The sequence below is a fragment of the Micromonospora sp. DT53 genome, assembly GCF_049841535.1.
Classification (GTDB): domain Bacteria; phylum Actinomycetota; class Actinomycetes; order Mycobacteriales; family Micromonosporaceae; genus Micromonospora.
Genome location: NZ_JBNCKM010000013.1, coordinates 222,069 through 245,823, shown reverse-complemented (window position 1 = coordinate 245,823; position 23,755 = coordinate 222,069). Strand labels below are relative to the sequence as shown.

The following is a 23,755-nucleotide window of genomic DNA, read 5'->3' as shown; positions in this document are numbered from 1 at the left end:
TTCAAGATCGTCGTGTACGCGCCGGTGGACAGCTTGCCCGTCGCGACAGCAGCCCCGAAGTAGCGCCCCTTCTCGGCGGCGGCGGCCTTCAAGGTCGTGCCGGCACCGGATGCGGGGGTCAGCGCCACCGTCATACCAGTGGTGAGGGCGACGGCGATGGTCGCCGCGGCCAGCATCGTTCTCATGGGTTTCATGGCGTTCCTTTTCAGTGGTTGCATCGGTGGTGGTGATGTGCCACTTCGCTCGGGACGACTGGTCGGGGCGGTCATCCTGGCCGCTCGGCATCAGCACGCGCAGTCCGACAGGGTCGTCGCCGACACCTGCCGGTCCCGAGGTGACGTCCGCATGCCCTTGCGGCCGTCGTGATCGGAGGTACGACCCATGCGACTCGCCCGGTGAGCCACGACAGCGATCGCCCTCTATATCGAGAGTGAGCGATAACATGCCGTTCGTCAAGACGTAACGAGCCGTTCACGGCGATCTCCCGGATCGCCACGTTTCGCCCGGTACCAAACGCCCAGGGCAACCGTGCTCAGCCGCCGCACGACAGGTGGACGACTCGTACCACCGCGTCGGCGCGGTCGCGCCGGACAGCAACTCTGTTATCGCTCACAGTCGCCGGCCGACGGCGCCCGCCTCGTGGTTCACGAGCCCCCGGCGGCCGAGCTACTCGGGGACGGCTGCGCCGGTTTCACGGCGGCGCGTATTCCGGCGACCAGGTCGGCGGTGGTGTGCGCCTGAATGCCGGGCTGCGCGGCGTCGGCGAACCGCTCGACGACCGCCCGGACGTGTCGCTCGGCGGGTGCGGCGAGGCCGTCGTAGACGGCCACGAACAACTCCCGCGCCGGACGTCTGAGCCATTCCCGTGGGAGGAGATCCAGGGGCAACTGCGGATCGAGGACTGGGAAACGCCGGAAGGTGTCCATGACCTCGGTCCGGGCCCGCACCGCGGCGGCGCCGTCGACCCGCCCGGACACCACCCCGGGCAACAGCGGCGTCCACCGCCGGAGGAACGCGTCGTAGCTCCGGCTGATCGCCTCGATGTCCCAGGCCTCGATCGGCGCACGGTGAATGGTCGAGGCGAGCGCGGTCTGCCGCCCACGGAACACCGTCACGGCGCCGAGGGTGAGCCGGTCGAGCTCGGCCCGAGCCGCAGGAGTCAGCTCCTGCGACGAGATCCACAAACCGTCGTACAGCGGCGCGTAACCGAGCCACCGGAGTTGTGCCCGCAGGGCCCGACGCTGCGTGCTGCGATCCTGCGGCAGCGAGAAGGCGACGATCGTCCAGCACCCGTCCCACCGCGCCGTCGACGTGGTGGAGGCGAGGATCCAGTGCCCGCCGGCCGAGAGGTTGACGGCGGCGGCACGGCTGAGGCGGTAGGAGCTGCGCCGCCCCAGCCGACTGCCCTCCAACACGCCACGGCGGGCCAACCGGCTGATCGCGGTCCGCGCTCCGGCCGTCGTCACGCCGGTCTCCTCGATCAGCGCGACGATGGCGGCGGACGGGAGGGCGACCCGGGTCCGCAGCGTGTAGTCGGCCAACAGGGTCACCGCGACACCCTGGGGCGAGTTGCCGACCTGCCGACGGGGCAGCCGGAGCGCGTGGTCCCCGTCGTCCGGATAGATCTCGTCGATGTCGAAGAGGCTCGCCACAGGCACTCCGTGCTCCTCGGGGGCGGTATCGACGACTGTAGACGGACCGCCACCGCTCACCGCAAATAGAGCATCTTCGATTGACACTTGTTGGCCCGAAGGGAACACTAATTGCCACGCGACGCCATCCGAAGCCGGGCTGGACGAGCCACAGGTAGCGGGCAGCGTGCGATCACCGCGGGAGTCGGGCAGACCCGCGACCGGGTCGCACGGCCAATCCAGGCTGCACAGGCAATCGAAGGAGTCGTCAGTTGAGAATCAGAAGGAAACTGCTGCTCGCCCTGGCCGCGTCACTGGTGACGGCCGGACTGGTGGTCCCCACGGTCGGGCCCGCGTACGCGGCGTCACTGACCGAGGTGACCAGCTTCGGTGACAACCCGGGCCGGATGCGCATGCACGTCTACGTGCCGGACAACCGCCCGGCCCGGCCGGCGGTCGTGGTGGCGATGCACGGCTGCGGCGGGAACGGCCCCGGCTTCTACTCCGGGAGCGAGTTCGCCAGCCTCGCCGACCGCTACGGGTACATCGTGATCTACCCGTCCGCCACCCAGCAGGCCGGATTCGGCAACTGCTTCGACGTCTGGTCGGATGCCGCCAAGCGACGTGGCGGCGGCAGCGACCCGGTGTCGATCGTCTCCATGATCAGGTACGTGCAGCAGCAGTACGCGGCCGACCCGGACCGGGTCTACGCCACCGGCAGCTCGTCCGGCGGCATGATGACCAACCACATGCTGGCCCTCTATCCCGACCTGTTCAAGGCCGGCGCCGCGTTCATGGGTGTGCCGTTCAACTGCTTCGCCAACGCGGCGGACTTCCCGCCCACCAGCAGCCAGTGCACGGGCGGAAACATGAACCGGACCCCGCAGCAGTGGGGCGACGCGGTCCGCCAGGCGTACCCCGGCTACTCCGGGCCCCGCCCGCGCGTGCAGCTGTGGCACGGCACCAACGACACGCTCGTGCCGTACTCGTTGTTGCAGGAGGCGATCGAGCAGTGGACCAACGTGTTCGGGCTGAGCCAGACACCTACCTCCACCGACACACCCCAGGCCAACTGGAACCGGCGTCGGTACGCCGACAGCAGCGGCACCGTCCAGGTCGAGGCGTACAGCATCCAGGGGGCCGGGCACAGCCTGCCCTCCGGCGGCATGGCCGCGTCCGCGATCGCGTTCTTCGGCCTGACCAGCCCGACGACGCCACCCCCGAACCCGACCACCCCACCCCCGAACCCGACCACGCCACCACCCAACCCGACCACGCCGCCGCCGGACTCCGGCGCCTGCCGGGTGACAGTCGCCGTCAACGCCTGGAACAACGGGCTGACCGAGAACATCACCGTCACCAACACCGGCACCAGCGCCGTCAACGGCTGGTCCCTGGCGTTCACCCTGCCTGGCGGTCAGACCATCACGTCGGGCTGGAACGCCTCCTACTCCCCGAACTCCGGGCAGGTGACGGCCAGGAACGTCGCGTACAACGGCGGCATCCCCAGCAACGGATCAGTGACCGTGGGCTTCCAGGCCACGCACACCGGCAACACCGCCAAACCGACCTCGTTCACCCTCAACGGCGCCTCCTGCTCGGTGGCCTGACACCGGTTGGCACTCCGGGGATGGGGACCCCACTCCGCAGTGTCGGCGGCCCGCAGCCGAGAGGACGGCATCGACGAGTACGTGCGCCGGTCACCAGCTCGTGGTGACCGGCGCACGTGTTGTCGGGTCAGCGGTAGCCGGCGCTCACGATGCTGGCCTGCACCGCGGCCTCGGTCGCGTCGGACGGGTAGCCGGCGACCATGGCCCCCTCGTAGAAGGTGCCGGCGCTCAGGTTCGCGCCGCCGTCGGGCTTGCAGCAGTCACCGCCACTGCCCAGGATGATCGCACCCTGCTTCTTCATCGGGCTGTAGCCCGGCGGGAGCGAGCCGTCGTACAGCGTGTAGAGGCTGCCGGACGTGGCGTCGCTGCCCTTGATGGCGAAGCGGGACGTGCCGTTGTTCTTGAGGGTCGCGGTCACGAACTTGCTGGTGAAGGCGCGCTGGTTCGGGTTCCAGCTCTGGCTGCCACCGGGGAAGAGACCCCACTCAAGGTCGGCCTGCACCCAGGGCCCGCTGCCGGAGCAGCCACCGAACCAGCACTGCTTGCTGAAGTTGATGGCGTCCATCGCACCGGCGGCGTCGGCCTTGCGCGTCGTCTCGCTGTTGCCGTAGTCGAAGCAGCAGCCGTTGTTGACGTGGGTGCCGCTGGTGACCATGTACATGCCCTCGGGGGCGGCGCCGGTCGGTACCCCGGTGAGGTGCCCGTCGCGCCAGTAGCTGTTGCCGGGGTTGATGTAGAGCGAGTACGCCTTGGTGCCGCCCACGGTCAGCGACTCCGAGGTCGCGATCGCCGGCCTGCTCTGCGGCGATCCCGGAACCACGCTCGACCCCTGGTACCAGAGGTCGTTCCCGCGCCCGGACTGGTCGTAGACCACGGTGATCACGCAGGTGGTGCCGGCGCAGAACGAGTCCTGCGTCGCCGCGTTGGCGGTGCCACCCGTGCCGGTCAGCCCGACGTTGCGGGTCGTGTTGTCCGACGAGCGTCGCACCTGGTAGAGGTTGCCGGCGTACGACGCGAGGAGGGCGCGGGTCGTGCTGTGCGCCGCGATGCACGGGGTGCCACCGGAGGCGTAGATGTCGCACGGGCGCGAGCCGCTCGGCGGCGGGCTGGTCGGTGGTTCGGAGGTCGGCGGCACCGAGGTCGGCGAGGCCCACTGCTGGTTGGCGCCACCGTTGCAGGCCCAGAGGATGATCTTGGTGCCGTTCGCGGTGCCAGCAGCGTTGGCGTCGAGGCAGAGCCCGGACTGCACGCCGGTGACGGTGCCGTTGCTGTTGACGTTCCACTGCTGGTTGTTCTGGCCGTTGCAGTCCCAGATGATCGCCTGGGTGCCGTTGGTGGTGCCCCGGCCGGAGGCGTCCAGGCACTTGTTGCCGTACACCTGGATTTGCTTGCTCGACGTCCAGGTCCAGGTCTGGCCGGCGGCGCCGTTGCAGTCCCAGAGTTGCGTCTGGGTGCCGTTGGTGGTGCTGGAGTTGGGCACCTCGAGGCAGCGACCGGATGGCGTGCCGACGATCCGGGTGCTCTGCCCCGGCTGGATGGTGGCCGCCGCGGCGGCCCCGGCGGCGAAGGGCGAGCTGCCGGGGGTGGTGCCGACACCGATGCCGACGACGACGAGCACCCCGGCGAGGGCGCCGGCCAGGAGGGTCAAACGTCGGACGCGTTGGCGTCTCGGGACGAGGTCGTGGGCTGTTCCTGGCCCACTACGGGACGGGGTTCGCACGAGGTGGCTCCTCGGGGTCGTGGAAGCGTAGGGGGTCGTCGACACGCCACGGGCGGTGGTGGCGAGGGCGAATCGAATCGTATGACCTTTCTTTTATCCATGTCAATGAATGTGACGTCGGGTGACGCGCTGGCTGTTGGGCGGGACAGCCAGCGCGTCACCTCCCCCGGGACGACTACCGCCCCAGGATCCGCCACGTCTGGTTCAGGGTGCCGCCCTGGTTGACCGCCTTGCAGGTCCACTGGTGGACCAGCGCGCCAGCCGCCGTGGAGACGCCGCTGACATCGACACACTTGCCGCTGTGCCGCGCGACGAGTTGGTAGTCGTGCGAGTCGTTGCCCGAGTAGGTCACCTTGCGGAGGGTGAACTGCTGGTTGGAGGTGTTCAGGCAGGTCCACTGGTGCACGGCCGCGCCGTCGGCGGTGGACACGCCGCTGACGTCGAGGCACTTACCGCTCTGCTGGTTGACCACGGTGTAGGTGTTTGCCACTCCGGCGACCGGGCGGAAGTTCCAGAGCTGCTGGTCACCGCCGTCGCAGTAGTTCTGCTGCTGGACGTTGCCGTCGGCGGTGCTCAGGCCGGCGTTGTTCAGGCACTGCTGGGAGTGCTGGGCCACCGCCACCGACTGGAAGCCACCGTCCGACGGGGGCAGCAGCGTGACGGCGTAGGTGTCGGTCTGGTTGGTGTACGGCAGGGTCACCGTGGCGTTGTTGTTGGACACGCCGACCACGCTGTTCGAGACCGTGATCGGCCCCGCCACGGCACCGCCACCGTTGTGCGGGATGCGTTGGGTGAGAACCCGGACCTGGTTGTTCTGCACGATGCCGCTGGTGGTGTCCAGGCGTTGCAGGTTGACGGTCAGGTTCCCGGTGGTACGACCACCGCCGACCAGGACCTTCGCCACCCCGGCTGTCTTGGTGGCGTACGCGTCGTAGGACTGGCTGGGGGTCACCGCGACGTTCTCGCCGACCTGGGAGGCGTAGAAGCGGTAGTTCCACCACTCACCCTTGGGCTGGTGCTGGCCGGCCGAGTTCCGGATCAACAGGTTGCCCAGGTCGTTGTGCAGGCTGCCGCCGCTGGCCCAGTTCGCCCGCAGGCCGTCGGCCCGGGCCCGCTCCAGACGCGCGATGTACCAGGCGCCGTCGGCGGGGTTCTGCTCGTCGGGCGAGCCGTACTCGTTGATCTGGTACGGGCGCGGGTGGGCGATGCCGCGCGGGTCGAGGGTGGCGTTTGCCGCGTTGACGTTCGCGACCGGGTCACCGGGCAGCGAGTGCCAGCTGATGATGTCCGGCACCGTGTTGGTCGAGCGCACGAAGTCCAGGTACTGGTTCCAGAAGGCGTGCGTGGTCGACGGTACGCAGGCGCAGCTCGGCCCGACGATGAGCTGGCTGGGGAACTCCGTCCGGATGCGCTGGTAGGTCCGACGCCACAGTTCGAGGTACTGGGAGATCGGCCGGTTCCAGAAGATGGTGATGTTGGGTTCGTTCCAGATGTCCCACTGCACCGACAGGCCGGACGCCCGGACGTCGTTGATCAGGCGGGTCAGGAAGTTGTCGTAGTCGGTCCAGTTGCCGTTGTCACCGGGGAAGCGGGAGATCCCGGCGCCGTCGGCACCCCAGAGGTCGTGCGGCAGGATGATGAACTTCCCGCCGAGGGCGGTGGTCCGACGCGCCTGGGCGAGTGTGGAGTTCCAGCGACGGTCGTAGGTTCCGCCGACCCAGCCACTCCCCGGAAGCTGCGCGCCGCCGGCGCGCATGTACTGGAACTTGACGTCGCGGTAGAAGTGGTCGGCGGGACCGCTGGCGTTCTCGGTCATGCCGTAGATCCAGCCGGAGGCGCGGTAGGTCGGCGCGCCGCTGGTGGTCGAGAAGTTGACGCTTATCGACTCGTCGGCGGCCTGGGCAGGGGACGAGACGACGGTGACGGCGGCAGCGGCGGCGAGCAGGCCGACGACGAGTCGGGCCACGAACACGCGGGCTCGTCCGGACCTGCTGCGGGACGGGGTCTTCACGGGCGGCTCCTTGGTGGGGCGCGGGGGACGCTCTCCGGAGGGCAGCGCTTGCGAATCGATTCGCACGGATCGTAGGACCGGGAACTGAACCATGTCAATGAAGTGACGGCGCGGTGACGTCCGTGTTGCCCAGCAATCCTCCCCGCGCGGCCAACTGACTCTTGACCCCCGGGCATGGCCAGACCTATCTTCGGGCGAACCGATTTGTCGAATCGATTCGCCTCATGGTTGGACTGGTCCAACCCGCGACGATCAACGCACACACCCCACCTGACGATCGATTTGAAGTGAGGCACCACATGATCGGACTCAGCCGTCGGCGGCGCCTGGCCGCCGTTGCCGTGATAGCTCTCGCCGCAGTGACAGGCAGTGCCTGCTCGTCGTCCGCCGACGGCCCCTCCGACGGTGGCGCCTACCTCGTCTGGGACCCGTACCCGCAGTTCGCCGGCGACTCCGAGTGGGTGGCGCTGCTCAAGAAGTGCGGCACCTCCGCGGGGGTGACGGTCGAGCGCACCGGCTTCGACACCACCGACCTGACCAACAAGGCGCTGCTCGCCGCCCAGCAGGGAAACTCACCGGACGTGCTGATCGTGGACAACCCGGTCATCTCGACTCTGGCCGAGGCCGGTGCGCTCACCACCACCGACGACAACAAGCTGGACGTCTCGGCCATGGAGAAGAACCTGCTCGGCGCCGGCCAGAGCGACGGCAAGACCTACGGCGTGCCGATCGGGGCGAACACCCTCGCCCTCTACTACAACAAGGACCTGCTCACCGCCGCCGGCGTCGATCCCGCCGCCGTCAAGGACTGGACGTCACTGACCGCGGCACTGACCAAGGTCAAGGCCAAGGGCAAGAAGGGCATCACCTTCTCCGCGATCGGCACCGAGGAGGGCAGCTTCCAGTTCCTGCCCTGGTTCTGGGGGTCGGGTGCCCAACTGACGAGTCTGGACTCGCCGCAGGCGGTGTCCGCGCTGAAGCTCTGGACCGACTGGCTCGAACAGGGCCACGCGCCGAACTCCGTCATCAACAACACCCAGACCACGAGCTGGCAGGAGTTCGCCACCGGCAACTACGCGTTCGCCGAGAACGGCACCTGGCAACTGGCAAACGCCGAGAAGCTCGGCTTCTCGTACGGCACGATCCCGATCCCGGCCAGCGCGGGCGGGCCCGCCCCGGCCCCCACCGGCGGTGAGTTCGTCTCCATTCCGGTGCAGAAGAAGACCGGCCGGTACGAGGCGTCGCAGAAGATCGTCACCTGTCTGACCAACGCCGACAACCTCCTCACCACGGACACCACGCTGTCCTACGTCGCACCCGTCGCCGCCGTACAGGAGCGACAGGCGACCGCCGACCCCAAGCTCAAGGTCTGGGTGGAGGCGGTCCGGGCGGCCAAGGGCCGCACCGGCGACAACCTCGGCACGAAGTACCCGAAGATCTCCGAATCGCTGTGGACCGCGGTGCAGTCGGCCCTCAGCGGCGGGAAGTCGCCACAGGAGGCGCTGACCGCCGCGCAGACCGCCGCCACGACCAGGTAAGCGATCCGAACCGACACCATGCCCTCCACGACAGAGACCTCCACCGCCGTACGAGACCAGGGTGGGGCGGCGAACGCCGCCCCACCCGGGCCTCCCCCGTCCCGTGCCCGCCGGCCCAGCCGATGGTTGGCGTGGGGCTTCCTGGCACCCGTGACCATCTACCTGGCGGCCTTCTACGCCTACCCGCTCTACCGCAACGTCGAGTTGAGCCTGCGGGAGTACACAGTCCGCTCGTTCGTGCAGGGCGGGGCCCCCTTCGCCGGCCTCGACAACTACCGGACGATCCTGGCCGACCCGGCCTTCGGATCGACGCTGACGCACACCCTGGTCTTCACCGCGGCCTCGCTCGCCTTCCAGTTCACCATCGGCATGGCCCTGGCCCTCTTCTTCCACCAGCACTTCCCGCTGTCGCGCACGCTGCGGGCGCTCTTCCTCGTACCGTGGCTGCTGCCACTGATCGTCTCGGCGTCGACCTGGTCGTGGCTGCTCAACAGCGACTCAGGGCTGGTAAACGCGGCGCTCGGCGTCGTCGGGATCGACCCGGTCAACTGGCTCACCTCGCCGGGCTGGTCGCTGACCTCGGTGATCATCGCGAACATCTGGATCGGCATCCCGTTCAACCTGGTGGTGCTGTACAGCGGCCTGCAGGCGATCCCGACGGAGATGTACGAGGCGTCCGCGCTCGACGGCGCGACGGGGTGGCAACGGTTCTGGGGGATCACCTTCCCGTTGCTGCGCCCCGTCTCCCTGATCACGCTGCTGCTGGGGCTGATCTACACCCTGAAGGTCTTCGACATCATCTGGATCATGACGAAGGGCGGCCCGACCAGCTCCTCGGCCACGCTCGCCACCTGGTCGTACCGGCTCGGCTTCGGCAATCTGCTACCCGAGTTCGGCCCGGGCGCGGCCATCGGGAACCTGCTCATCGTGCTGGCTCTGGTCGCCGGCCTCGCCTACATCCGAATCGAGCGGAGGCAGCAGCTGCGATGACCACGTCAACGCCTCGGGCCTGGTGGAAGACCGGCGTCGGCCTGGTGCTCACCGGGCTGATGCTCTTCCCCGTCTACTGGATGATCAACGTGTCGTTCACCAGGGACCAGGACATGCGGGCCAGCCCCCCGCACCTGTTCCCCACAAACGGCACCCTGGACGGCTACCGAGCGGTGCTCGACCAGCAACTGCCGTACCTCGGCACCAGCTTCCTGGTCGGCCTCGGCACTGTGGTGCTGACCGTGGCGCTGGCCGCCCCCGCCGGCTACGCGCTGGCGAAGCTCCGGCCACCCGGCGGCCCGGCGCTGAGCTTCGTGCTGCTGATCGCGCAGATGATCCCGGGAATCATCATGGCGATGGGCTTCTACGCCATCTTCCTCACCCTCGGCGTCCTGAACACGCTGCCCGGCCTGATCCTGGCCGACACCACGCTCGCGGTGCCGTTCGGCGTCCTGATCTTCACGGCCTTCATGTCCGGCATCCCCAACGAGCTGCTCCAGGCCGCCGTGGTCGACGGCGCCGGCCAGCTGCGGACCTTCTGGTCGGTCGTGCTGCCGGTCAGCCGCAACTCGATAGTCACGGTGTCACTCTTCGCGTTCCTGTGGTCCTGGTCGGACTTCATCTTCGCCTCGACCCTGGCCGGCGGCGGCGACCACCAGCCGATCACCCTCGGCATCTACCACTACATCGGCAACAACAACCAGCAGTGGAACGCCATCATGGCCACCGCCGTCGTCGCCTCGATCCCCGCCGCCGTGCTGCTGATCCTGGCCCAGCGGTACGTCTCGATGGGCGTGACCGCCGGCGCCGTCAAGGACTGACCATCCGCGGCGGTCGACGACGACCACCCGCACCACAGAAAGGCACCCGCCACCCATGACCGTCGCCCCGTCCGGTCCGGAGTTCGGAATCCAGGACATCCCGTTCAGCTACCGAGGATCCTGGTTCAACATCTCCCCGGTGGTCGCCGAGAAGACGTACGCCGACGACCTGCACCTGGTCTCCCACCAGACCGGGCTGCATCCCGTCCTGCGTCTCACCCCCACGGTCGCCGGCGCCACAGTCGTCGCCACACCGGCCGTGCTGACCTGGCGCGACGGGGCCGACCGGATCGAGGCCGTCTACGACGGGCCGGACACCCTGCGGATCCGAGGCCACCGGCTCGGCCTGCGGGTGGCCGCGGCCGCGCAGACCCTCACCCCGTTCAGCGGCACCTACCTGTACGCCGACCCGGTCGACGGATCGCACGTGTTCACCTCGTACGAGACCGGTCGTCGCTACCGGATCACCGTGCTCTCCGGCGCGCTGTCGCGGACCGACGGCACGCAGGCGCTGGGCACCGCCGACCGGTCCCTGGACCTTCCCGGCGACCAGCCCTGGGAGATCGCGATCGAGGAGTACGCCACCGCGCGCCCCCCGTACGCCGGATCCGTCACCTTCGAGCAGTTGCGCCGCGACCGGATCGCGGAGTTCACCGCGTTCGTCGACGCGATCGCGCCCTGGCGTGGCGCGGAGACCCCGGCCGCCGAGTTGGCCGCGTACGTCCTGTGGTCGGCCACTGTCGCCCCGGCGGGCTTCGTCACCCGGCCGGCCGTCCTGATGTCCAAGCACTGGATGGACAAGGTGTGGAGCTGGGACCACTGCTTCAACGCGATAGCGCTGGCGGCCGGCGATCCGGAGTTGGCCTGGCACCAGTTCCAACTGCCCTTCGACCACCAGGACGAGGCCGGCGCCCTCCCCGACTCGGTCACCCACTCCGAGGTCCTGCACAACTACGTCAAGCCCCCCATCCACGGCTGGGCCCTCCGTCACCTGCGCCGACGTCTTCCCCAGCCGCTGGACCGGGCGGCGCTGGCGCAGACGTACGACCGGCTCGCCCGCTGGACCGGGTTCTGGCTCGACGCGCGGCGCGCCCCCGGCCACGACCTGCCCCACTACCAGCACGGCAACGACAGCGGCTGGGACAACGCCACCACCTTCGACGACAACCGGGTCCTCGAGACGGCTGACCTCGCCGCGTTCCTGGTCTCGCAGCTTCGCTGCCTCGCCGACCTCGCCACCGAGCTGGGTGAGCCCGCCGCCCGCTGGTCCGGGGAGGCCGACCGGATCCACGGGGCCATGCTGCGCGACCTGTGGGACGGCGAACGCTTCCGCGCCCAGGACCCCCACACCGGGCGCCGGCGGAGCAGCCGCAGCCTGCTCGACCTGATGCCCGTCGCACTCGGAGCGGACCTGCCGGCACCGGTGGCCGCCGCGCTGGCGCGCGGCGTCGAGACCCACCTGACCACGCACGGGCTGGCCACCGAGCCGACGGACTCGGTCCACTACCTCGCCGACGGTTACTGGCGTGGCCCGATCTGGGCACCCTCCACCGTCCTGGTCGAGGACGGCCTGCGCCGGGCGGGGCAGACCAGGATCGCCGACGACATCAGTAGACGATTCCTCGCGCTCTGCGAGAAGTCCGGCTTCGCGGAGAACTTCGACGCCGAAACCGGTACGGGGCTCCGGGACCGCGCGTACACCTGGACCGCCAGCAGTTACCTCATCCTCGCCGCCGCACAGGAGGAACGGCGGGTCCGGGGCGGGTAGCCCTGTCGTATCAGCGGGCCCGGACCGGACCGGTGCTGGAACGCAGCGAGATCGGCGGGCTGTACAGGCGGTGTCGTGGCACGGCGCCGGGCGCCGCGATGATCTCCAGCAGCAGCGACACCGCCTCTGCGCCCATCTCGACCATCGGCACGTCGGCGGCGGTCAACGGCGGGCGGAAATCCTCCGCCCAGTGCTGCGCGGCGACTCCGGTGACGGAGAAGTCGCGGGGCACGGACAGCCCGGCGCCGGTGAGCGCGCGCTGCATTCCGGGCAGTGCGGCCTCGTTGATGGTGGCCACCGCCGTGACCTCCGGGTGTGTCGCGAGTAGCTGCTCCATACACGCCTCCCCGGAGGCTGTGTCGTCAGCGCTGGAGACCTCCACGCCGGTCAGATCCCGCTCCAGCGCCGCCGCACGAAAGCCGGCCAGCGCGCGGTGGCTGGGGCCGTATCCGGCGGCCACCAACTCGGCGGACCGGTTCACGAGCGCCACGTGCCGGTGCCCCAGATCGGCCAGGTGCTGCACGCACCGGGCGATCAGCCCGGCGTAGTCGATGTCGATCCAGCTCATCCCGTGCGGCTCGGCGGTCCGACCGATCGTGACGAACGGCAGCCCGGCCTTGGTCAGCCGGGTCACCCGGTCGTCCTCCAACCGGATCTCCATCAGGACCACGCCGTCCACCCGACGACCGGTGACGATCCGCTCGAACGACCGGTCGTGGTCGCCACCGGAGGGGGACAGCAGCACATCGAGGTCGTGGCGGGCGGCCGCCTCGACGACGCTGGCCACGAAGCCCAGCTGCATGTCGGTCAACCGCTGGCTCGCCGGCGGGATGACCAGCCCGAGGGTGCGGGTGCGCCCCTCCTTCAGAGCACGGGCGCTGGCGTTCGGCCGGTAGTCCAGCTCGTCGATGACCGACTGGATCCGTTGCCGGGTCGCCTCCGACACGCTGCGTTTTCCGCTGAGCACGTAGGAAACGGTGCTGCGGGACACCCCCGCCCGGCGAGCGATCTCCCCGATGTTCATCAATCGCCCTCGAATCGATTTTTGCCCCGACACGGGGACGCACCTTGCTCGGCTGACCAGCATATCCGTCCTCACGCTCATCGATCGACGACCAACGCGTGGCAACTAGCGCTAATCGATGGACGGATATTAATGTCACAGGTATGACGTGTGACGTCAATTGCATCGCCGTACCGCCATCCACCACGCACTGGGAAAGGATCCGATGAATCTGAAGAGAAGGCTGGGTCGCCTGACCGCCGCCACGGGGACCCTGCTGGCCCTCGTCGTCGGCGCCGGCGTCTATGTGGTCTCCGACGCGCCGAGCGTCGCCCACGCCGCCGGCACGGGTCCGTGTGACATCTACGCCTCCGGCGGCACGCCGTGCGTCGCCGCGCACAGCACCACCCGCGCGCTGTACGGCGCGTACAACGGCCCGCTCTACCAGGTCCGACGCTCGTCGGACAACACCACCCGCGACGTCGGCGTGCTCAGCGAAGGCGGCTACGCGAACGCCGCCACCCAGGACACGTTCTGCGCCAACACCAACTGCGTCATCACGATCATCTATGACCAGTCCGGCCGCAACAACCGCCTGACCCAGGCGCCCCCCGGCTACTTCGTCGGCCCCGCTGCCGGCGGATGGGACAACCTCGCCGACGCGAAGGCGGCGCCGGTCACCGTCGGCGGCCAGAAGGCGTACGGCGTCTACATCGCCCCCGGCACCGGCTACCGCAACAACAACACAAACGGTGTCGCGACCGGCGACCAGCCCGAGGGCATCTACGCGGTCGTCGACGGCACGCACTACAACCAGTGGTGCTGCTTCGACTACGGCAACGCGCAGACCAACAACCTGGCCGACGAACGCGCCATCATGGAGACCGTCTACTTCGGCGCCAACAAGCAGTGGGGCTACGGGGCGGGAGCCGGCCCCTGGATCATGGCCGACCTGGAGTGGGGGCTGTTCTCCGGGGTGAACGCGGGCTACAACAACATCGCCTCCATCAACCACCGGTTCGTCACGGCCATGGTCAAGGGCGAGCCGAACCACTGGGCGATCCGGGGCGGAAACGCACAGTCGGGCAGCCTGACCACCTACTTCGACGGGCCCCGCCCCAACGGCTACCACCCGATGAAGAAGGAAGGGGCCATCCTGCTCGGCATCGGCGGTGACAACAGCATCACCGGCCGCGGCACCTTCTTCGAGGGCGTACTGACCTCCGGCTACCCGACGGCGGCCACCGAGAACGCCGTCCAGGCCAACATCAACGCCGCCGCCTACGCGCCGGTCGGTGGCGGCAACCCGCAGCAGAACGTCCAGGTCGTCGGGGCCCAGTCCAACCGTTGCGTCGACGTGCCGAACGGCACCACCACCAACGGCACCCAGGTCCAACTCTGGGACTGCACCGGCAACACCGCGCAGCGCTGGACCCACACCGCCGGCAAACAACTCCAGGTGTACGGCAACAAGTGCCTCGACGCCTCCGGTCAGGGCACCGCCAACGGCACCCAGGCCATCATCTGGGACTGCCACGGCGGCACCAACCAACAATGGAATCTCAACTCCAACGGCACCATCACCGGCGTCCAATCCGGGCTCTGCCTCGACGCCAACGCCGCCGGCACCGCAAACGGCACCAAACTCATCCTCTGGGCCTGCAACGGCGGCGCCAACCAGCGATGGGCCACCCGCAGCTGACCCACCCCACGATCGGTCGGTCGTGCCGCCCCCGGGAGCTTCCCGGTGGCGGCACGACCGGCGACGAAGGGCGACTGCCCGCGTCCCGGGCCAGGTAGGTTTTGGGACTTGGCGAAAGCGGGGTCGCATGATCAAGGGCTGGCACGGCTGGTTCGGTACGTTCAACGGCGTCGTCCTCATCACGGTGATCGTCCTGCCGTTGGCCGCGCTGGCGGTGTGGCTCCTGGCACGCCGCCGACGTGCCGCCGACAGCACGTCGGCATGGCGGACGTCGCTGGCCGACGTCGGCATCGTCTACGGCACCGTGCCCTGGGTATGGATGATCATGTTGCCGGGCGACCAGGCCGGCGTCATCTCCGGTCGGGTGACCCTGGTGCCGCTGCGCGACCTGCTCACGATCTTCTCCGACGGGGGGCCGCTGACGGCGACGGTCCAGGTCGTCGGCAACCTGCTGGTCTTCGCGGCCCTGGGGTTCTTGGCCCCGATGCGGTTCCCGTCGCTGGCGTCGGTGCCACGGATCCTGGCCCTCGCGGCCGGTTGCTCGGTCCTGGTCGAGACCGCCCAGTACGTCCTACGGCTGGACCGGGTGTCGTCGGTGGACGACGTCCTGCTCAACGCCGCCGGCGCCGGGCTGGCCGCACTGGCGTCCCGCCGCTGGTGGCGCGCCACGCCCGACACGTCCACGGATAGCCGACCTCAACCGGCCCCGGCAGCGGGACGCTGAGCGTCGGAGGGGGCAGTTAACATCCGCTGATGATCGAGGAGCTGATCAGGAGAGCGGCGGCCGAGGACGCGGTCGAGGAGTTGAGCGAGATCGCCAACGCCGATCCGGAGAGTCTGTCGCCGTACCACGGGGCCCTGCTGGACCTCGATCTGCTGTGGCCGGCGACGTTGTACCGGGCGGCCGGCGCCGACGTGGTCGGCCGGGTCATCGAACAGATCGACAGCGGGCGGACGCCGGACGACCTCAACAATCTGCTCCTCATCCTGGCCCACAGCGCGCACCCGCTCGCCCAGAACGCCTTGCGCCGCTGGTCGACGCACCCGCCGGCCGGTGCCGACGACCTGCACGTGGGTGTGCTGCGCTACGCGGTCGAGGGCGGTTGGACGTTCGGCCCGGACGGCAACCGACGGGACCTGTGCGCCGACGTCGCGTACCGGTGGGTCCTACGGGAGTCGCCGGCACCGGCGGACCGACCCGCCTGCCCCTGGTGCGCGTCCCCGCTCTGGGTCGCCGCCGACCTCGACACCACCGACCCCGCCAACGCCGCCGCGCTGGCGCACACCGGCTGGTCCGGCCGCCTGGTGATCGAGACTTGCCACTTCTGCGCCTGCTACACGACGTTGTACAGCCGGGTCACGCCGGCCGGCGCCACCAGCTGGTGGGCCGACAACATCCGTCCGAGCTACCTGGGCGACGACGACGGACCGGAGGGCCCGCCGACGCTACTCCCGGTCGCGGGGCCGGCGCTGGCGAGCCCGTACCAGGCCAGCGCCTGGAATCGGGGCGGCTCCACCCTGGGCGGCCGGCCGGAATGGATTCAGGACGCCGAGCACGCCGACTGCCCGGGCTGCGGGGACCCGATGGACTACGTGGGTCTGATCGGCGGCGCGGACCTGGACGACGTCGGCGAGGGCGCCTACTACCTGCATCTGCACCAGCCGTGCGGGTTCGCCGCGGTGAACTACCAACAGAGCTGATCACCGGTCAGGTCGGTGGCTTCGCCAGGCGCTCCGGGCGGGTCCGGGTCCACGTGGCCCAGCCCCGCTTGCGCATCAGGTCCAGCAACCGCTGCGCTCGCGGGTCGGCCTCGACGGCAAGCGCGTCCAGAAGGTCGAACGGGACATCGTCCGGTGCCATCTCGCCGCGGTTGCTCTCGCTGGAGCTGGAGGTGTACGCCTGCTCGACAAGGTCGGCCAGGATGTCCGCGAGTTCCTCCAGACGCGGATCGTCGTCCGCGTCGCCGTCGAGGATCTCCGATCCGAGCAGATAGAGCCGGACGAGTTGGGGGTTGGCGAGCTGCGCGTGTTTCGCGCGCATGATCTCGTGGATGCGTTCGGGCCAGCGCGCCACAACCAGGATCCACCCGTCCCGCTCACCCTCCACCACCCGCTCCGACACCCCGATCTGCCGAAGCCGATCGAGGTAGGAGGTCACCTCCGGTGGGAGCGTCAAACTGTCTCCGGCAGCGAGCTGCGCGATCTGCTTGCGGCTCGCCTCCAGACGTTCGATCTCGTCGCACAGATGGCTGTCGATCCGCCGTACCGCCTCGGCGAAGTCTGATGCGTCGGCTTCGAGCAGTTCAGCGATCTGGGACAGCGGCACGCCCGCGTTGGCGAGGGTGCGGATCCTGATGAGGGACACGACGGCCGTGGCGCTGTACCGCCGGTAGCCCGAGGCGTCCCGCTCGGGCTCCGGCAGCAGGCCGATCTGGTGGTAGTGCCGCACCGCCCGCACCGTCACGCCGGTGTACGACGCGAGTTGACTGATCGTCAGCATGCCCTGATCCTGCCCTCACCCTGCCCAGCCTGGGTCGACACCGGGTCAGGAGATCTTGCGGCGGTAGGTCAGGTTGGCGAACAGGTAGGCCACCACGAGGATGCCGACGCACCAGGCCAGGGCGGTCCAGATACCCGCACCGACCGGCTCCTGCGCGAAGAGGTCTCGGATCGCGTTGACGATGGCGGTCACCGGCTGGTGCTCGGCGAAGGCGCGGACCGGGCCGGGCATCGACGAGGTGGGCACGAAGGCCGAGCTGACGAACGGCAGGAAGACCAGGGGGTACGAGAAGGCGCTCGCGCCGTCCACGGACTGCGCGGTGAGGCCGGGGATGATGGCGATCCAGGTCAGCGCCAGGGTGAACAACACCAGGATGCCGGCGACGGCGAGCCAGCCCAGCAGGCTCGTGCCGGTGCGGAAGCCCATGAGCAGGGCGACGAGGACGACGACCACCAGCGAGATCAGGTTTGCGACGAGCGAGGTCAGCACGTGCGCCCAGAGCACCGCGGATCGTGCGATCGGCATGGACTGGAACCGTTCGAAGATGCCGCCCTGCAGGTCGAGGAAGAGCCGGAAGGCGGTGTACGAGATGCCTGAGGCGATCGTGATGAGCAGGATGCCGGGGAGCAGATAGTTCACGTACGAGTCGGTGCCGGTCTCGATCGCGCCGCCGAAGACGTAGACGAAGAGCAGCATGAAGGCGATCGGCATGACCGCGGTCGTGATGATGGTGTCCGGGCTGCGGGCAATGTGGCGCAGCGAGCGTCCCAAGAGGACGGTGGTGTCACCGAGGAAGTGCTTGTTCATCGTTGTTCCTTCTCGGTCTTGGCGCCGACGAGGGTGAGGAAGACGTCCTCGAGGGTGGGCTGCTTCTCGACGTACTCGACCTCGGCGGGTGGCAGGAGCTGCTTGAGCTCGCTCAGGGTGCCGTTCACGATGATCCGTCCCTCGTGCAGGATCGCGATCCGGTCGGCGAGCTGTTCCGCCTCGTCGAGGTACTGGGTGGTGAGCAGCACCGTCGTGCCGCCGTTGGCGAGTTCCTTGATGGCCTGCCACACCTCGATGCGCGCCTCCGGGTCCAGCCCGGTCGTCGGCTCGTCGAGGAAGATGACCGGCGGGTTCCCGATCAGGCTCATCGCGATGTCGAGGCGGCGACGCATACCGCCGGAGTACGTCCGCACCCTCCGGGTGCCCGCCTCGGTCAGCGAGAAGCGCCTCAGCAGGTCGTCGGCGATCGCACCGGGCTCCTTGAGGTGCCGCAGCCGGGCAACCAGGGTCAGGTTCTCCCGCCCGGTGAGGATCTCGTCGACCGCCGCGAACTGCCCGGTGAGACTGATCGACTGCCGCACGTCGGCGGCCCGGGTCGCCACGTCGAAGCCGGCGACTCGGGCCGTGCCGCCGTCGGCCCGCAGGAGCGTGGCCAGGATCCTCACCACTGTGGTCTTGCCGGCCCCGTTCGAGCCGAGCAGGGCGAAGATGCTGCCCCGCGCCACGTCGATGTCGACGCCGCGCAGCACCTTCAACTGCTTGAACGACTTCTCCAGGCCGCGCACGTGGATCGCGGGTTGCTCGGCCTGAGCTGTTGCTCGCGAATTGCTCATGGCGGCAGCATGGAGGGTTGACGCAGCGTCAGGGTCAAGTCCGCCGACCCGGAGACGGGGCGAGCGACCCCGATTCTTAACTCCGATGTCACCGCCCGATCCCACGGGTGACGTGTCGCTGTTCGTCCGCAGGGGTTGGCTGCCAGTCGTCGCACTACGTCCTGACCAGGAGCTGATCCCCGTGCCTTCCTCTCGTCGTACCTTCCTCGCCAGCGGCGCCGCCGCCGGCGTCGGCCTCGCCGTCGCGGGCGGCCTGCCGTCCCTGGCCCAGGCCAGCCCGGCTCGGCCGCACCCGCCGGTGAAGCCCGGTAACGTGCCCTTCCCCCCGCTCGTGGACGACCCGAAGGGAATCCTGGCCCTGCCCAAGGGCTTCAGCTACACAGTGGTCACCCGGACCGGCGTCACCCGGCTCGACCGCGGCCAGGGCAGGACCCCGTCGGACCACGACGGCATGGCCGTCTACGACGCCGGCCACGGTCGGTACACCCTGATCCAGAACCACGAGATCGACCCCGGCGCCGAGTTCGGCGTGCCGCACGTCAAGGGAACTGTCTACGACGCGGGCGCCGTCGACGCCGGCGGTTGCACCGTGATCAAGACCGACCTCGCGGGCCGCAACCTGGGTGAGTTCGTGGCGCTCTCCGGCACCATCTCCAACTGCGCCGGCGGGCCGACGCCCTGGGGCACCTGGCTCACCTGCGAGGAGACCGAGGACCGGGCCGGCGACACCTGGGAGGAGGGCGGCCGGTCCGGCGTCTACCAGAAGGACCACGGCTACGTCTTCGAGGTGTGGGCCGACGGCAGCGCCGATCCGAAGCCGATCAAGTGCCTGGGCCGTTACTCCCACGAGGCGCTGGCCGTCGACAAGGACCGCACCCGGATCTACCTCTCCGAGGACGCCGACGCGCCCAACGGTCTCTTCTACCGCTGGACGGCGCCGCACGGCGTGAAGCTGGGCCCGGGCGTGCTCACCCGCCTCGCGCCGAACGCCGGCGTCCTCGCCGCGATGCAGATCATCATGGATGACGGTTCGGTGTTGCCGGACGTCGCGTACCTGACCTCCGCCCAGCTGGGCCGCCCCTTCCCGGTCCGGTGGATCGAGGTGCCGGACCGCGACGCGCGCAGCAAGTCGGTGCGCGAGCAGTTCGCCGACGGCCAGGTCACCCGCGGACGCAAGTTCGAGGGCGTGTGGGCCACCGACGAGGGCGTGTACGTGGTCAACTCCTACGCCTGGGACGAAGGTGACCTGCCGGCGGACGCGGCGCCGCACGACGGAATGGTCTGGTTCTACAACTTCCGGAACCAGACCATCCAGCTGGTGACGTACTTCCCGCACCAGACCGCCTCCGAGGAGGGTGCGCCGGTCAAGTACACCGACCTCACCTTCGACGGCCCGGACAACGTGACAGTCACCCCGTGGGGAAGCCTCGTGCTCGCCGAGGACGGCACGGGCGCCTCGCACGTGCTCAGCACGATCCCGGGCGGGCCCACCTACGCGATCGCCCGCAACCAGCTCAACGACTCGGAGTTCTGCGGGCCGACCTTCAGCGCGGACGGCAAGGTGCTCTTCGTCAACATGCAGGACCCGGGCCTCACCCTGGCCATCACTGGCCCGTGGGAGAAGTACCTGGGCTGAGCGAGCCCGAATGGGGGGCCGGGCGACCTCGCCCGGCCCCCTTCAGGCTCGGCCACACTCAGGGGACGCGCGGCAACGCCAGCCAGTCCTGCCAGGTGATGTCGCGGCCCAGATAGCGGGGCTGGCGGAACGGCCAGTCCGCGGCGATCCACCGCGGCACCAGCGCGTCGACCGCGGCCTCCACCTCGCTGCCCACCAGGTCGTCCACCACCCACCAGGAGACCTCCGCGTCGGAGCCGGTGCGCTCCGGCGGGTCGATGTAGACGCAGCCGAGGATCGCCGTCTCCCCCTCGTCCAGCAACGCGTAGTTGAACGACTGGTGCGCGGCGATCTCCTTCTCGTGGCGCAGCAGGTCGACGCGATCCTGTTCGTAGGTCATCGTCTCGCTGGGCCACCCCCAGGCCGGGCCGAAGATCTCCCACAGGCGTTCACGGGAGCCCATCACGGCGGGGTAGTCGATCGAGGTGTCCGACTCGCGAATCGGCCGCAGATGCAACGCGGTGTCAGGCACCGGCACGTGGACGGGGTGGACGAACTCCTCGGGCAGCCAGGTCATGAGGGCCGAGGCTAGCGCCCCCGGCCGGAGCCCGGCCGTTCAGGAGAGACAGAACTCGTTGCCCTCGACGTCCTGCATGTTGAGGCACGATTCGTTCTCTTCGTCGGCGAGCAACAACTGCCCGCGTACAGCGCCGAGCGGGATCAGCCGGGCGCATTCGGCCTCAAGGGCGGCCAGGCGCTCTTCGCCCACGAGCCCGGTGCCGACCCGCACGTCGAGGTGCACCCGGTTCTTGACGACCTTGCCCTCGGGCACCCGCTGGAAGTACAGCCGCGGACCCACCCCCGAAGGGTCACTGCACGCGAACCACGAACCCTGCTCGGAACTGACATCGTCCCAGGTGGCGCACTCCTCCGGGGGCGGCGACGGGACGTACCCCAACACCTCGCACCAGAAACGACCGACGCGCACAGGCTCGGCGCAGTCGAAAGCCACTTGGACCTGCTTGACTGACATCCGTTCACTTTAAAGGTTCGTGCCGTCGCCGCTTTCCCGTACCCCCTGCTCCCGGCGCTAGGCGGTGGGGGTGACGCGCTGGCGGTGATAGTGGCGGGCGGCCTTGGCGCGGGCGCCGCACCCGTCCATCGATTCGGACCGACCAGGACCCGCAGACGTCAGTGCGTGCTCCGTGGCCGGGGTGCCGCTCCCCCGCCCGAGCGCTTGAGCAGGACCGCACCGCCGGCGATGAAGATGACGCCGAGGATCACCCCGACGAGGTTGCCCTGGGTCAGGCTGGAGACGATCCCCAGCACGCCCACGACGATCGCCAGCACGCCGAGGATCCGCATGGTGTAGCCACCGACAGACTTGACCCGTTCACTCGTCATGGTGTGCCTTCTGCCCAGCACGTCGATCCCGCAAACGGTGCGGCCGGGGAGATGTCACTCCACCTTGGTGAGAAGAGGTTTCCCCTTCTCGACGACGTACGTCGCCAGTTCGACCGCCACACCGTCGCCAACATTGCGCGCCTGGTGGTGCACACCGTATGGAACCGTCAGCGCGTCGCCGGGATTGCACACCATCGGCGGCTGCCCGTCGAGCCGATATTCCAGCGTTCCCTGCAGAACGCAGATGATTTCCTCACCCGGGTGGAAATGCTTGAACGGCGGCGAATCAGGCGTGAACTCCACCCGAGTCTGAATGACCTCCCGTCCGGGGATGCTGAGGTCGTGCCGCTGCAGATCGATCCGCCACAACCCGGGTGCGGACTCCACCGCTGTGGGGCTGATGCCCTCGGGTCGATCCGTGGTGCTCATGACGGCCTCCTGTAAGCCGTCGGGCTGACGGCCGCTACTTGGATTCGTGCATTCCCCGTCGAGGATAGGTAGCCGCAGGCGATCAGGGGCGCGGATGACGACACGGAGGATCGATTCCGTAGGTGCCGGGCGCCTAATCGGCTTGTGCCGTTTCCTGACGGCTGCTTCGCTGTTGCCCGTGACCGAGCTTCGTACGCCGCGACTGCGCCTGCACCCCATCGACACCGCAGAGGGTGAACGCATCGTCGGACGGCGCGCCGGGGCTGGCGACGACTGGGCCGAGGACTACCCCTTCGACGGTGACGTCCTCGGCGTCAGGGGCTTTCTCGCCGCCACTGCCGCCCACGGCGACCGTCGTCCATTCGGGCACTACCGGATCACCCGGGCCGCCGACGGAAAGGCCATCGGAGGAATCGGTTTCAAGGGTCGACCGGACAACGGCCGCATCGAGGTCGGTTACGGCCTCGCCCCGTCAGCGCGGGGGAACGGCTTTGCGGTGGAGGCGCTCGCCGCCCTGCTCGACCTCGCCGGCGAACACGGGTTGTCCCGCGTCGTCGCCGAGACCACCAACGACAACGTCGCTTCCCGGCGGACCCTCGAACGTGCCGGTTTCCGGCTCGTCGGCAGCAACGATGGCCTGTACCAGTACGAGGTACTCCTCCGCGCTTCCTCGGGACCGACCCCGACGCGATAGCCCGATCCCCCAGCGGCCTGCGGCAGCTGATCTCACCGACGTCGCAGCAGCCCTCGTTCGGTCAGGAAGGCGCGCAACGTCTCGGCGTCCTCGGCGGACATCAGCCAGCGTGGGATCACTGTCGCCGGCATCCGGTCGACGTACACGACCCAGAACTCCCCGACGTCCCGCACCTGGGCGACCCCGTCCCAGGCGATCCCGCCGGACTCCGAGCCGCTGCGCATCATGATGTTGTCATCGGTGATGTCGTAGGCACCCTCGACGGCGTAGCTGCCGGAGCGGCGTCGGGCGCGCGCCAGCACCCACGGTCGGTACAGCATCGACAGCACGCCAGCCACGAGCAGCGCGGTCCACAGCGGTGAACTCCGCTCGCCCCACCCGAACCCGCGCGAGACGACGAGACCAACGACCCCGACCGCCGTCAGGACCGCCCCGATATAGCCGAATCTGCGCAGCCGAACGTTGCCGAGCGCGGCGGCCACCCGGCCCGGGTAGGCGGGATCGGCGGGGATGTCGAAACGGATGTGCACGCCAGAACGATAGTGCTTCCGAACTCCGGCCAGGCGTCCCGGCACGCGCACCGGCGGCGGCAGCGGAAACACCGCGAGTTGCACCGGAAGTTGAACCCCCGACAGGTCGAGTCGCGGGGGGGGGCGGGGGGCCCGCCCCCGCCCCCCGCGGGGGGGCGGCGGGCCGCGGGCGGGGGGGGACTGCCGCG

At 69.2% G+C, this 23,755-nt stretch carries 22 protein-coding genes and 1 pseudogene; 10 read left to right on the top strand and 13 right to left on the bottom strand.

The window, feature by feature from the left end:
• Positions 1-194, bottom strand: a pseudogene (locus tag ACLQ3B_RS32295) (endo-1,4-beta-xylanase); the annotation flags it as partial.
• A gap of 450 nt (positions 195-644) precedes the next feature.
• The gene (locus ACLQ3B_RS32290; RefSeq protein WP_425784455.1) at positions 645-1,652 is read right to left on the bottom strand and encodes a PaaX family transcriptional regulator C-terminal domain-containing protein; all 1,008 of its coding nucleotides are present in this window, start codon (positions 1,650-1,652) and stop codon (positions 645-647) included.
• A gap of 251 nt (positions 1,653-1,903) precedes the next feature.
• On the opposite strand from ACLQ3B_RS32290, the gene ACLQ3B_RS32285 reads away from it, so the two are divergent.
• Entirely contained in the window at positions 1,904-3,241 is a 1,338-nt protein-coding gene (locus tag ACLQ3B_RS32285; RefSeq protein ID WP_425784434.1) for an extracellular catalytic domain type 1 short-chain-length polyhydroxyalkanoate depolymerase, read from the top strand.
• Between the two features lie 127 nt (positions 3,242-3,368).
• Here the strand turns inward: ACLQ3B_RS32285 and ACLQ3B_RS32280 are convergent, their stop codons facing one another.
• The gene (locus ACLQ3B_RS32280; protein ID WP_425784433.1) at positions 3,369-4,889 is read right to left on the bottom strand and encodes an arabinofuranosidase catalytic domain-containing protein; all 1,521 of its coding nucleotides are present in this window, start codon (positions 4,887-4,889) and stop codon (positions 3,369-3,371) included.
• A 247-nt stretch (positions 4,890-5,136) separates the two neighbouring features.
• Positions 5,137-6,972: an RICIN domain-containing protein gene (locus ACLQ3B_RS32275; protein ID WP_425784432.1), complete on the bottom strand. Its 1,836-nt coding sequence runs from the start codon at positions 6,970-6,972 to the stop codon at positions 5,137-5,139.
• Positions 6,973-7,271: 299 nt separating this feature from the next.
• On the opposite strand from ACLQ3B_RS32275, the gene ACLQ3B_RS32270 reads away from it, so the two are divergent.
• From ACLQ3B_RS32270 to ACLQ3B_RS32255, 4 genes are all read left to right on the top strand, one after another.
• Positions 7,272-8,510 carry a sugar ABC transporter substrate-binding protein gene (locus ACLQ3B_RS32270; protein WP_425784431.1) on the top strand — a complete coding sequence of 413 codons (1,239 nt, stop codon included), beginning with the start codon at positions 7,272-7,274 and terminating at the stop codon, positions 8,508-8,510.
• 150 nt (positions 8,511-8,660) lie between these two features.
• The gene (locus ACLQ3B_RS32265) at positions 8,661-9,500 is read left to right on the top strand and encodes a carbohydrate ABC transporter permease (RefSeq protein WP_425784430.1); all 840 of its coding nucleotides are present in this window, start codon (positions 8,661-8,663) and stop codon (positions 9,498-9,500) included.
• The gene (locus ACLQ3B_RS32260; RefSeq protein WP_425784429.1) at positions 9,497-10,321 is read left to right on the top strand and encodes a carbohydrate ABC transporter permease; all 825 of its coding nucleotides are present in this window, start codon (positions 9,497-9,499) and stop codon (positions 10,319-10,321) included. Before ACLQ3B_RS32265 ends, ACLQ3B_RS32260 begins: the two co-directional genes overlap by 4 nt.
• 55 nt (positions 10,322-10,376) lie before the next feature.
• Complete coding sequence (locus ACLQ3B_RS32255) at positions 10,377-12,089, top strand: amylo-alpha-1,6-glucosidase (protein WP_425784428.1); 1,713 nt, start codon at positions 10,377-10,379, stop codon at positions 12,087-12,089.
• A 10-nt stretch (positions 12,090-12,099) separates the two neighbouring features.
• Here ACLQ3B_RS32255 and ACLQ3B_RS32250 read toward each other — a convergent pair whose 3' ends face one another.
• Positions 12,100-13,113 (bottom strand): LacI family DNA-binding transcriptional regulator, encoded by a 1,014-nt coding sequence (locus tag ACLQ3B_RS32250; protein ID WP_425784427.1) that lies wholly within the window; start codon positions 13,111-13,113, stop codon positions 12,100-12,102.
• A 205-nt stretch (positions 13,114-13,318) separates the two neighbouring features.
• Here ACLQ3B_RS32250 and ACLQ3B_RS32245 point away from each other — a divergent pair, with 205 nt between their 5' ends.
• The 3 genes from ACLQ3B_RS32245 to ACLQ3B_RS32235 all read left to right on the top strand — a co-directional run bounded on the left by ACLQ3B_RS32245 (position 13,319) and on the right by ACLQ3B_RS32235 (position 16,495).
• A complete protein-coding gene (locus tag ACLQ3B_RS32245; protein WP_425784426.1) occupies positions 13,319-14,794 on the top strand; it encodes an arabinofuranosidase catalytic domain-containing protein in 1,476 nt (491 codons plus the stop codon).
• 127 nt (positions 14,795-14,921) lie between these two features.
• On the top strand, positions 14,922-15,518 hold the full coding sequence (locus tag ACLQ3B_RS32240) for a VanZ family protein (RefSeq protein ID WP_425784425.1): 597 nt from the start codon (positions 14,922-14,924) through the stop codon (positions 15,516-15,518).
• Positions 15,519-15,547: 29 nt separating this feature from the next.
• The gene (locus ACLQ3B_RS32235) at positions 15,548-16,495 is read left to right on the top strand and encodes a hypothetical protein (protein ID WP_425784424.1); all 948 of its coding nucleotides are present in this window, start codon (positions 15,548-15,550) and stop codon (positions 16,493-16,495) included.
• A gap of 7 nt (positions 16,496-16,502) precedes the next feature.
• Here ACLQ3B_RS32235 and ACLQ3B_RS32230 read toward each other — a convergent pair whose 3' ends face one another.
• From ACLQ3B_RS32230 to ACLQ3B_RS32220, 3 genes are read right to left on the bottom strand one after another with little or no spacing between them, the layout of a single operon-like run.
• Positions 16,503-17,294, bottom strand: a complete 792-nt coding sequence (locus ACLQ3B_RS32230) for a MerR family transcriptional regulator (RefSeq protein WP_425784423.1) — start codon at positions 17,292-17,294, stop codon at positions 16,503-16,505.
• A gap of 45 nt (positions 17,295-17,339) precedes the next feature.
• Positions 17,340-18,101, bottom strand: a complete 762-nt coding sequence (locus tag ACLQ3B_RS32225) for an ABC transporter permease (RefSeq protein WP_425784422.1) — start codon at positions 18,099-18,101, stop codon at positions 17,340-17,342.
• Positions 18,098-18,895, bottom strand: a complete 798-nt coding sequence (locus ACLQ3B_RS32220; RefSeq protein ID WP_124819539.1) for an ABC transporter ATP-binding protein — start codon at positions 18,893-18,895, stop codon at positions 18,098-18,100. Before ACLQ3B_RS32220 ends, ACLQ3B_RS32225 begins: the two co-directional genes overlap by 4 nt.
• Before the next feature lie 181 nt (positions 18,896-19,076).
• Between ACLQ3B_RS32220 and ACLQ3B_RS32215 the strand changes: the two genes are divergently transcribed.
• Positions 19,077-20,531, top strand: coding sequence for an alkaline phosphatase PhoX (locus ACLQ3B_RS32215; RefSeq protein WP_425784421.1), 1,455 nt, complete (start codon positions 19,077-19,079; stop codon positions 20,529-20,531).
• 58 nt (positions 20,532-20,589) lie between these two features.
• Here the strand turns inward: ACLQ3B_RS32215 and ACLQ3B_RS32210 are convergent, their stop codons facing one another.
• The 4 genes from ACLQ3B_RS32210 to ACLQ3B_RS32195 all read right to left on the bottom strand — a co-directional run bounded on the left by ACLQ3B_RS32210 (position 20,590) and on the right by ACLQ3B_RS32195 (position 22,343).
• Positions 20,590-21,087: an N-acetyltransferase gene (locus ACLQ3B_RS32210; protein WP_425784420.1), complete on the bottom strand. Its 498-nt coding sequence runs from the start codon at positions 21,085-21,087 to the stop codon at positions 20,590-20,592.
• A gap of 39 nt (positions 21,088-21,126) precedes the next feature.
• Positions 21,127-21,543, bottom strand: coding sequence for a VOC family protein (locus ACLQ3B_RS32205; protein WP_425784419.1), 417 nt, complete (start codon positions 21,541-21,543; stop codon positions 21,127-21,129).
• Positions 21,544-21,701: 158 nt separating this feature from the next.
• Positions 21,702-21,914 (bottom strand): hypothetical protein, encoded by a 213-nt coding sequence (locus tag ACLQ3B_RS32200; RefSeq protein WP_425784418.1) that lies wholly within the window; start codon positions 21,912-21,914, stop codon positions 21,702-21,704.
• 54 nt (positions 21,915-21,968) lie between these two features.
• Positions 21,969-22,343: a cupin domain-containing protein gene (locus ACLQ3B_RS32195; RefSeq protein ID WP_425784417.1), complete on the bottom strand. Its 375-nt coding sequence runs from the start codon at positions 22,341-22,343 to the stop codon at positions 21,969-21,971.
• Positions 22,344-22,521: 178 nt separating this feature from the next.
• Between ACLQ3B_RS32195 and ACLQ3B_RS32190 the strand changes: the two genes are divergently transcribed.
• Entirely contained in the window at positions 22,522-23,037 is a 516-nt protein-coding gene (locus ACLQ3B_RS32190; RefSeq protein ID WP_425784416.1) for a GNAT family N-acetyltransferase, read from the top strand.
• A gap of 32 nt (positions 23,038-23,069) precedes the next feature.
• Here the strand turns inward: ACLQ3B_RS32190 and ACLQ3B_RS32185 are convergent, their stop codons facing one another.
• A complete protein-coding gene (locus ACLQ3B_RS32185) occupies positions 23,070-23,567 on the bottom strand; it encodes a YcxB family protein (protein ID WP_425784415.1) in 498 nt (165 codons plus the stop codon).
• Positions 23,568-23,755 lie beyond the last annotated feature (188 nt).

Excerpts from the sequence above, each read along its gene's own strand:
- ACLQ3B_RS32270 (WP_425784431.1), top strand. The coding sequence starts at position 7,272 with ATGATCGGACTCAGCCGTCGGCGGCGCCTGGCCGCCGTTGCCGTGATA.
- ACLQ3B_RS32260 (WP_425784429.1), top strand. The coding sequence starts at position 9,497 with ATGACCACGTCAACGCCTCGGGCCTGGTGGAAGACCGGCGTCGGCCTG.
- ACLQ3B_RS32255 (WP_425784428.1), top strand. The coding sequence starts at position 10,377 with ATGACCGTCGCCCCGTCCGGTCCGGAGTTCGGAATCCAGGACATCCCG.
- ACLQ3B_RS32250 (WP_425784427.1), bottom strand. The coding sequence starts at position 13,113 with ATGAACATCGGGGAGATCGCTCGCCGGGCGGGGGTGTCCCGCAGCACC.
- ACLQ3B_RS32245 (WP_425784426.1), top strand. The coding sequence starts at position 13,319 with ATGAATCTGAAGAGAAGGCTGGGTCGCCTGACCGCCGCCACGGGGACC.
- ACLQ3B_RS32240 (WP_425784425.1), top strand. The coding sequence starts at position 14,922 with ATGATCAAGGGCTGGCACGGCTGGTTCGGTACGTTCAACGGCGTCGTC.
- ACLQ3B_RS32235 (WP_425784424.1), top strand. The coding sequence starts at position 15,548 with ATGATCGAGGAGCTGATCAGGAGAGCGGCGGCCGAGGACGCGGTCGAG.
- ACLQ3B_RS32230 (WP_425784423.1), bottom strand. The coding sequence starts at position 17,294 with ATGCTGACGATCAGTCAACTCGCGTCGTACACCGGCGTGACGGTGCGG.
- ACLQ3B_RS32225 (WP_425784422.1), bottom strand. The coding sequence starts at position 18,101 with ATGAACAAGCACTTCCTCGGTGACACCACCGTCCTCTTGGGACGCTCG.
- ACLQ3B_RS32220 (WP_124819539.1), bottom strand. The coding sequence starts at position 18,895 with ATGAGCAATTCGCGAGCAACAGCTCAGGCCGAGCAACCCGCGATCCAC.
- ACLQ3B_RS32210 (WP_425784420.1), bottom strand. The coding sequence starts at position 21,087 with ATGACCTGGCTGCCCGAGGAGTTCGTCCACCCCGTCCACGTGCCGGTG.
- ACLQ3B_RS32205 (WP_425784419.1), bottom strand. The coding sequence starts at position 21,543 with ATGTCAGTCAAGCAGGTCCAAGTGGCTTTCGACTGCGCCGAGCCTGTG.
- ACLQ3B_RS32200 (WP_425784418.1), bottom strand. The coding sequence starts at position 21,914 with ATGACGAGTGAACGGGTCAAGTCTGTCGGTGGCTACACCATGCGGATC.
- ACLQ3B_RS32195 (WP_425784417.1), bottom strand. The coding sequence starts at position 22,343 with ATGAGCACCACGGATCGACCCGAGGGCATCAGCCCCACAGCGGTGGAG.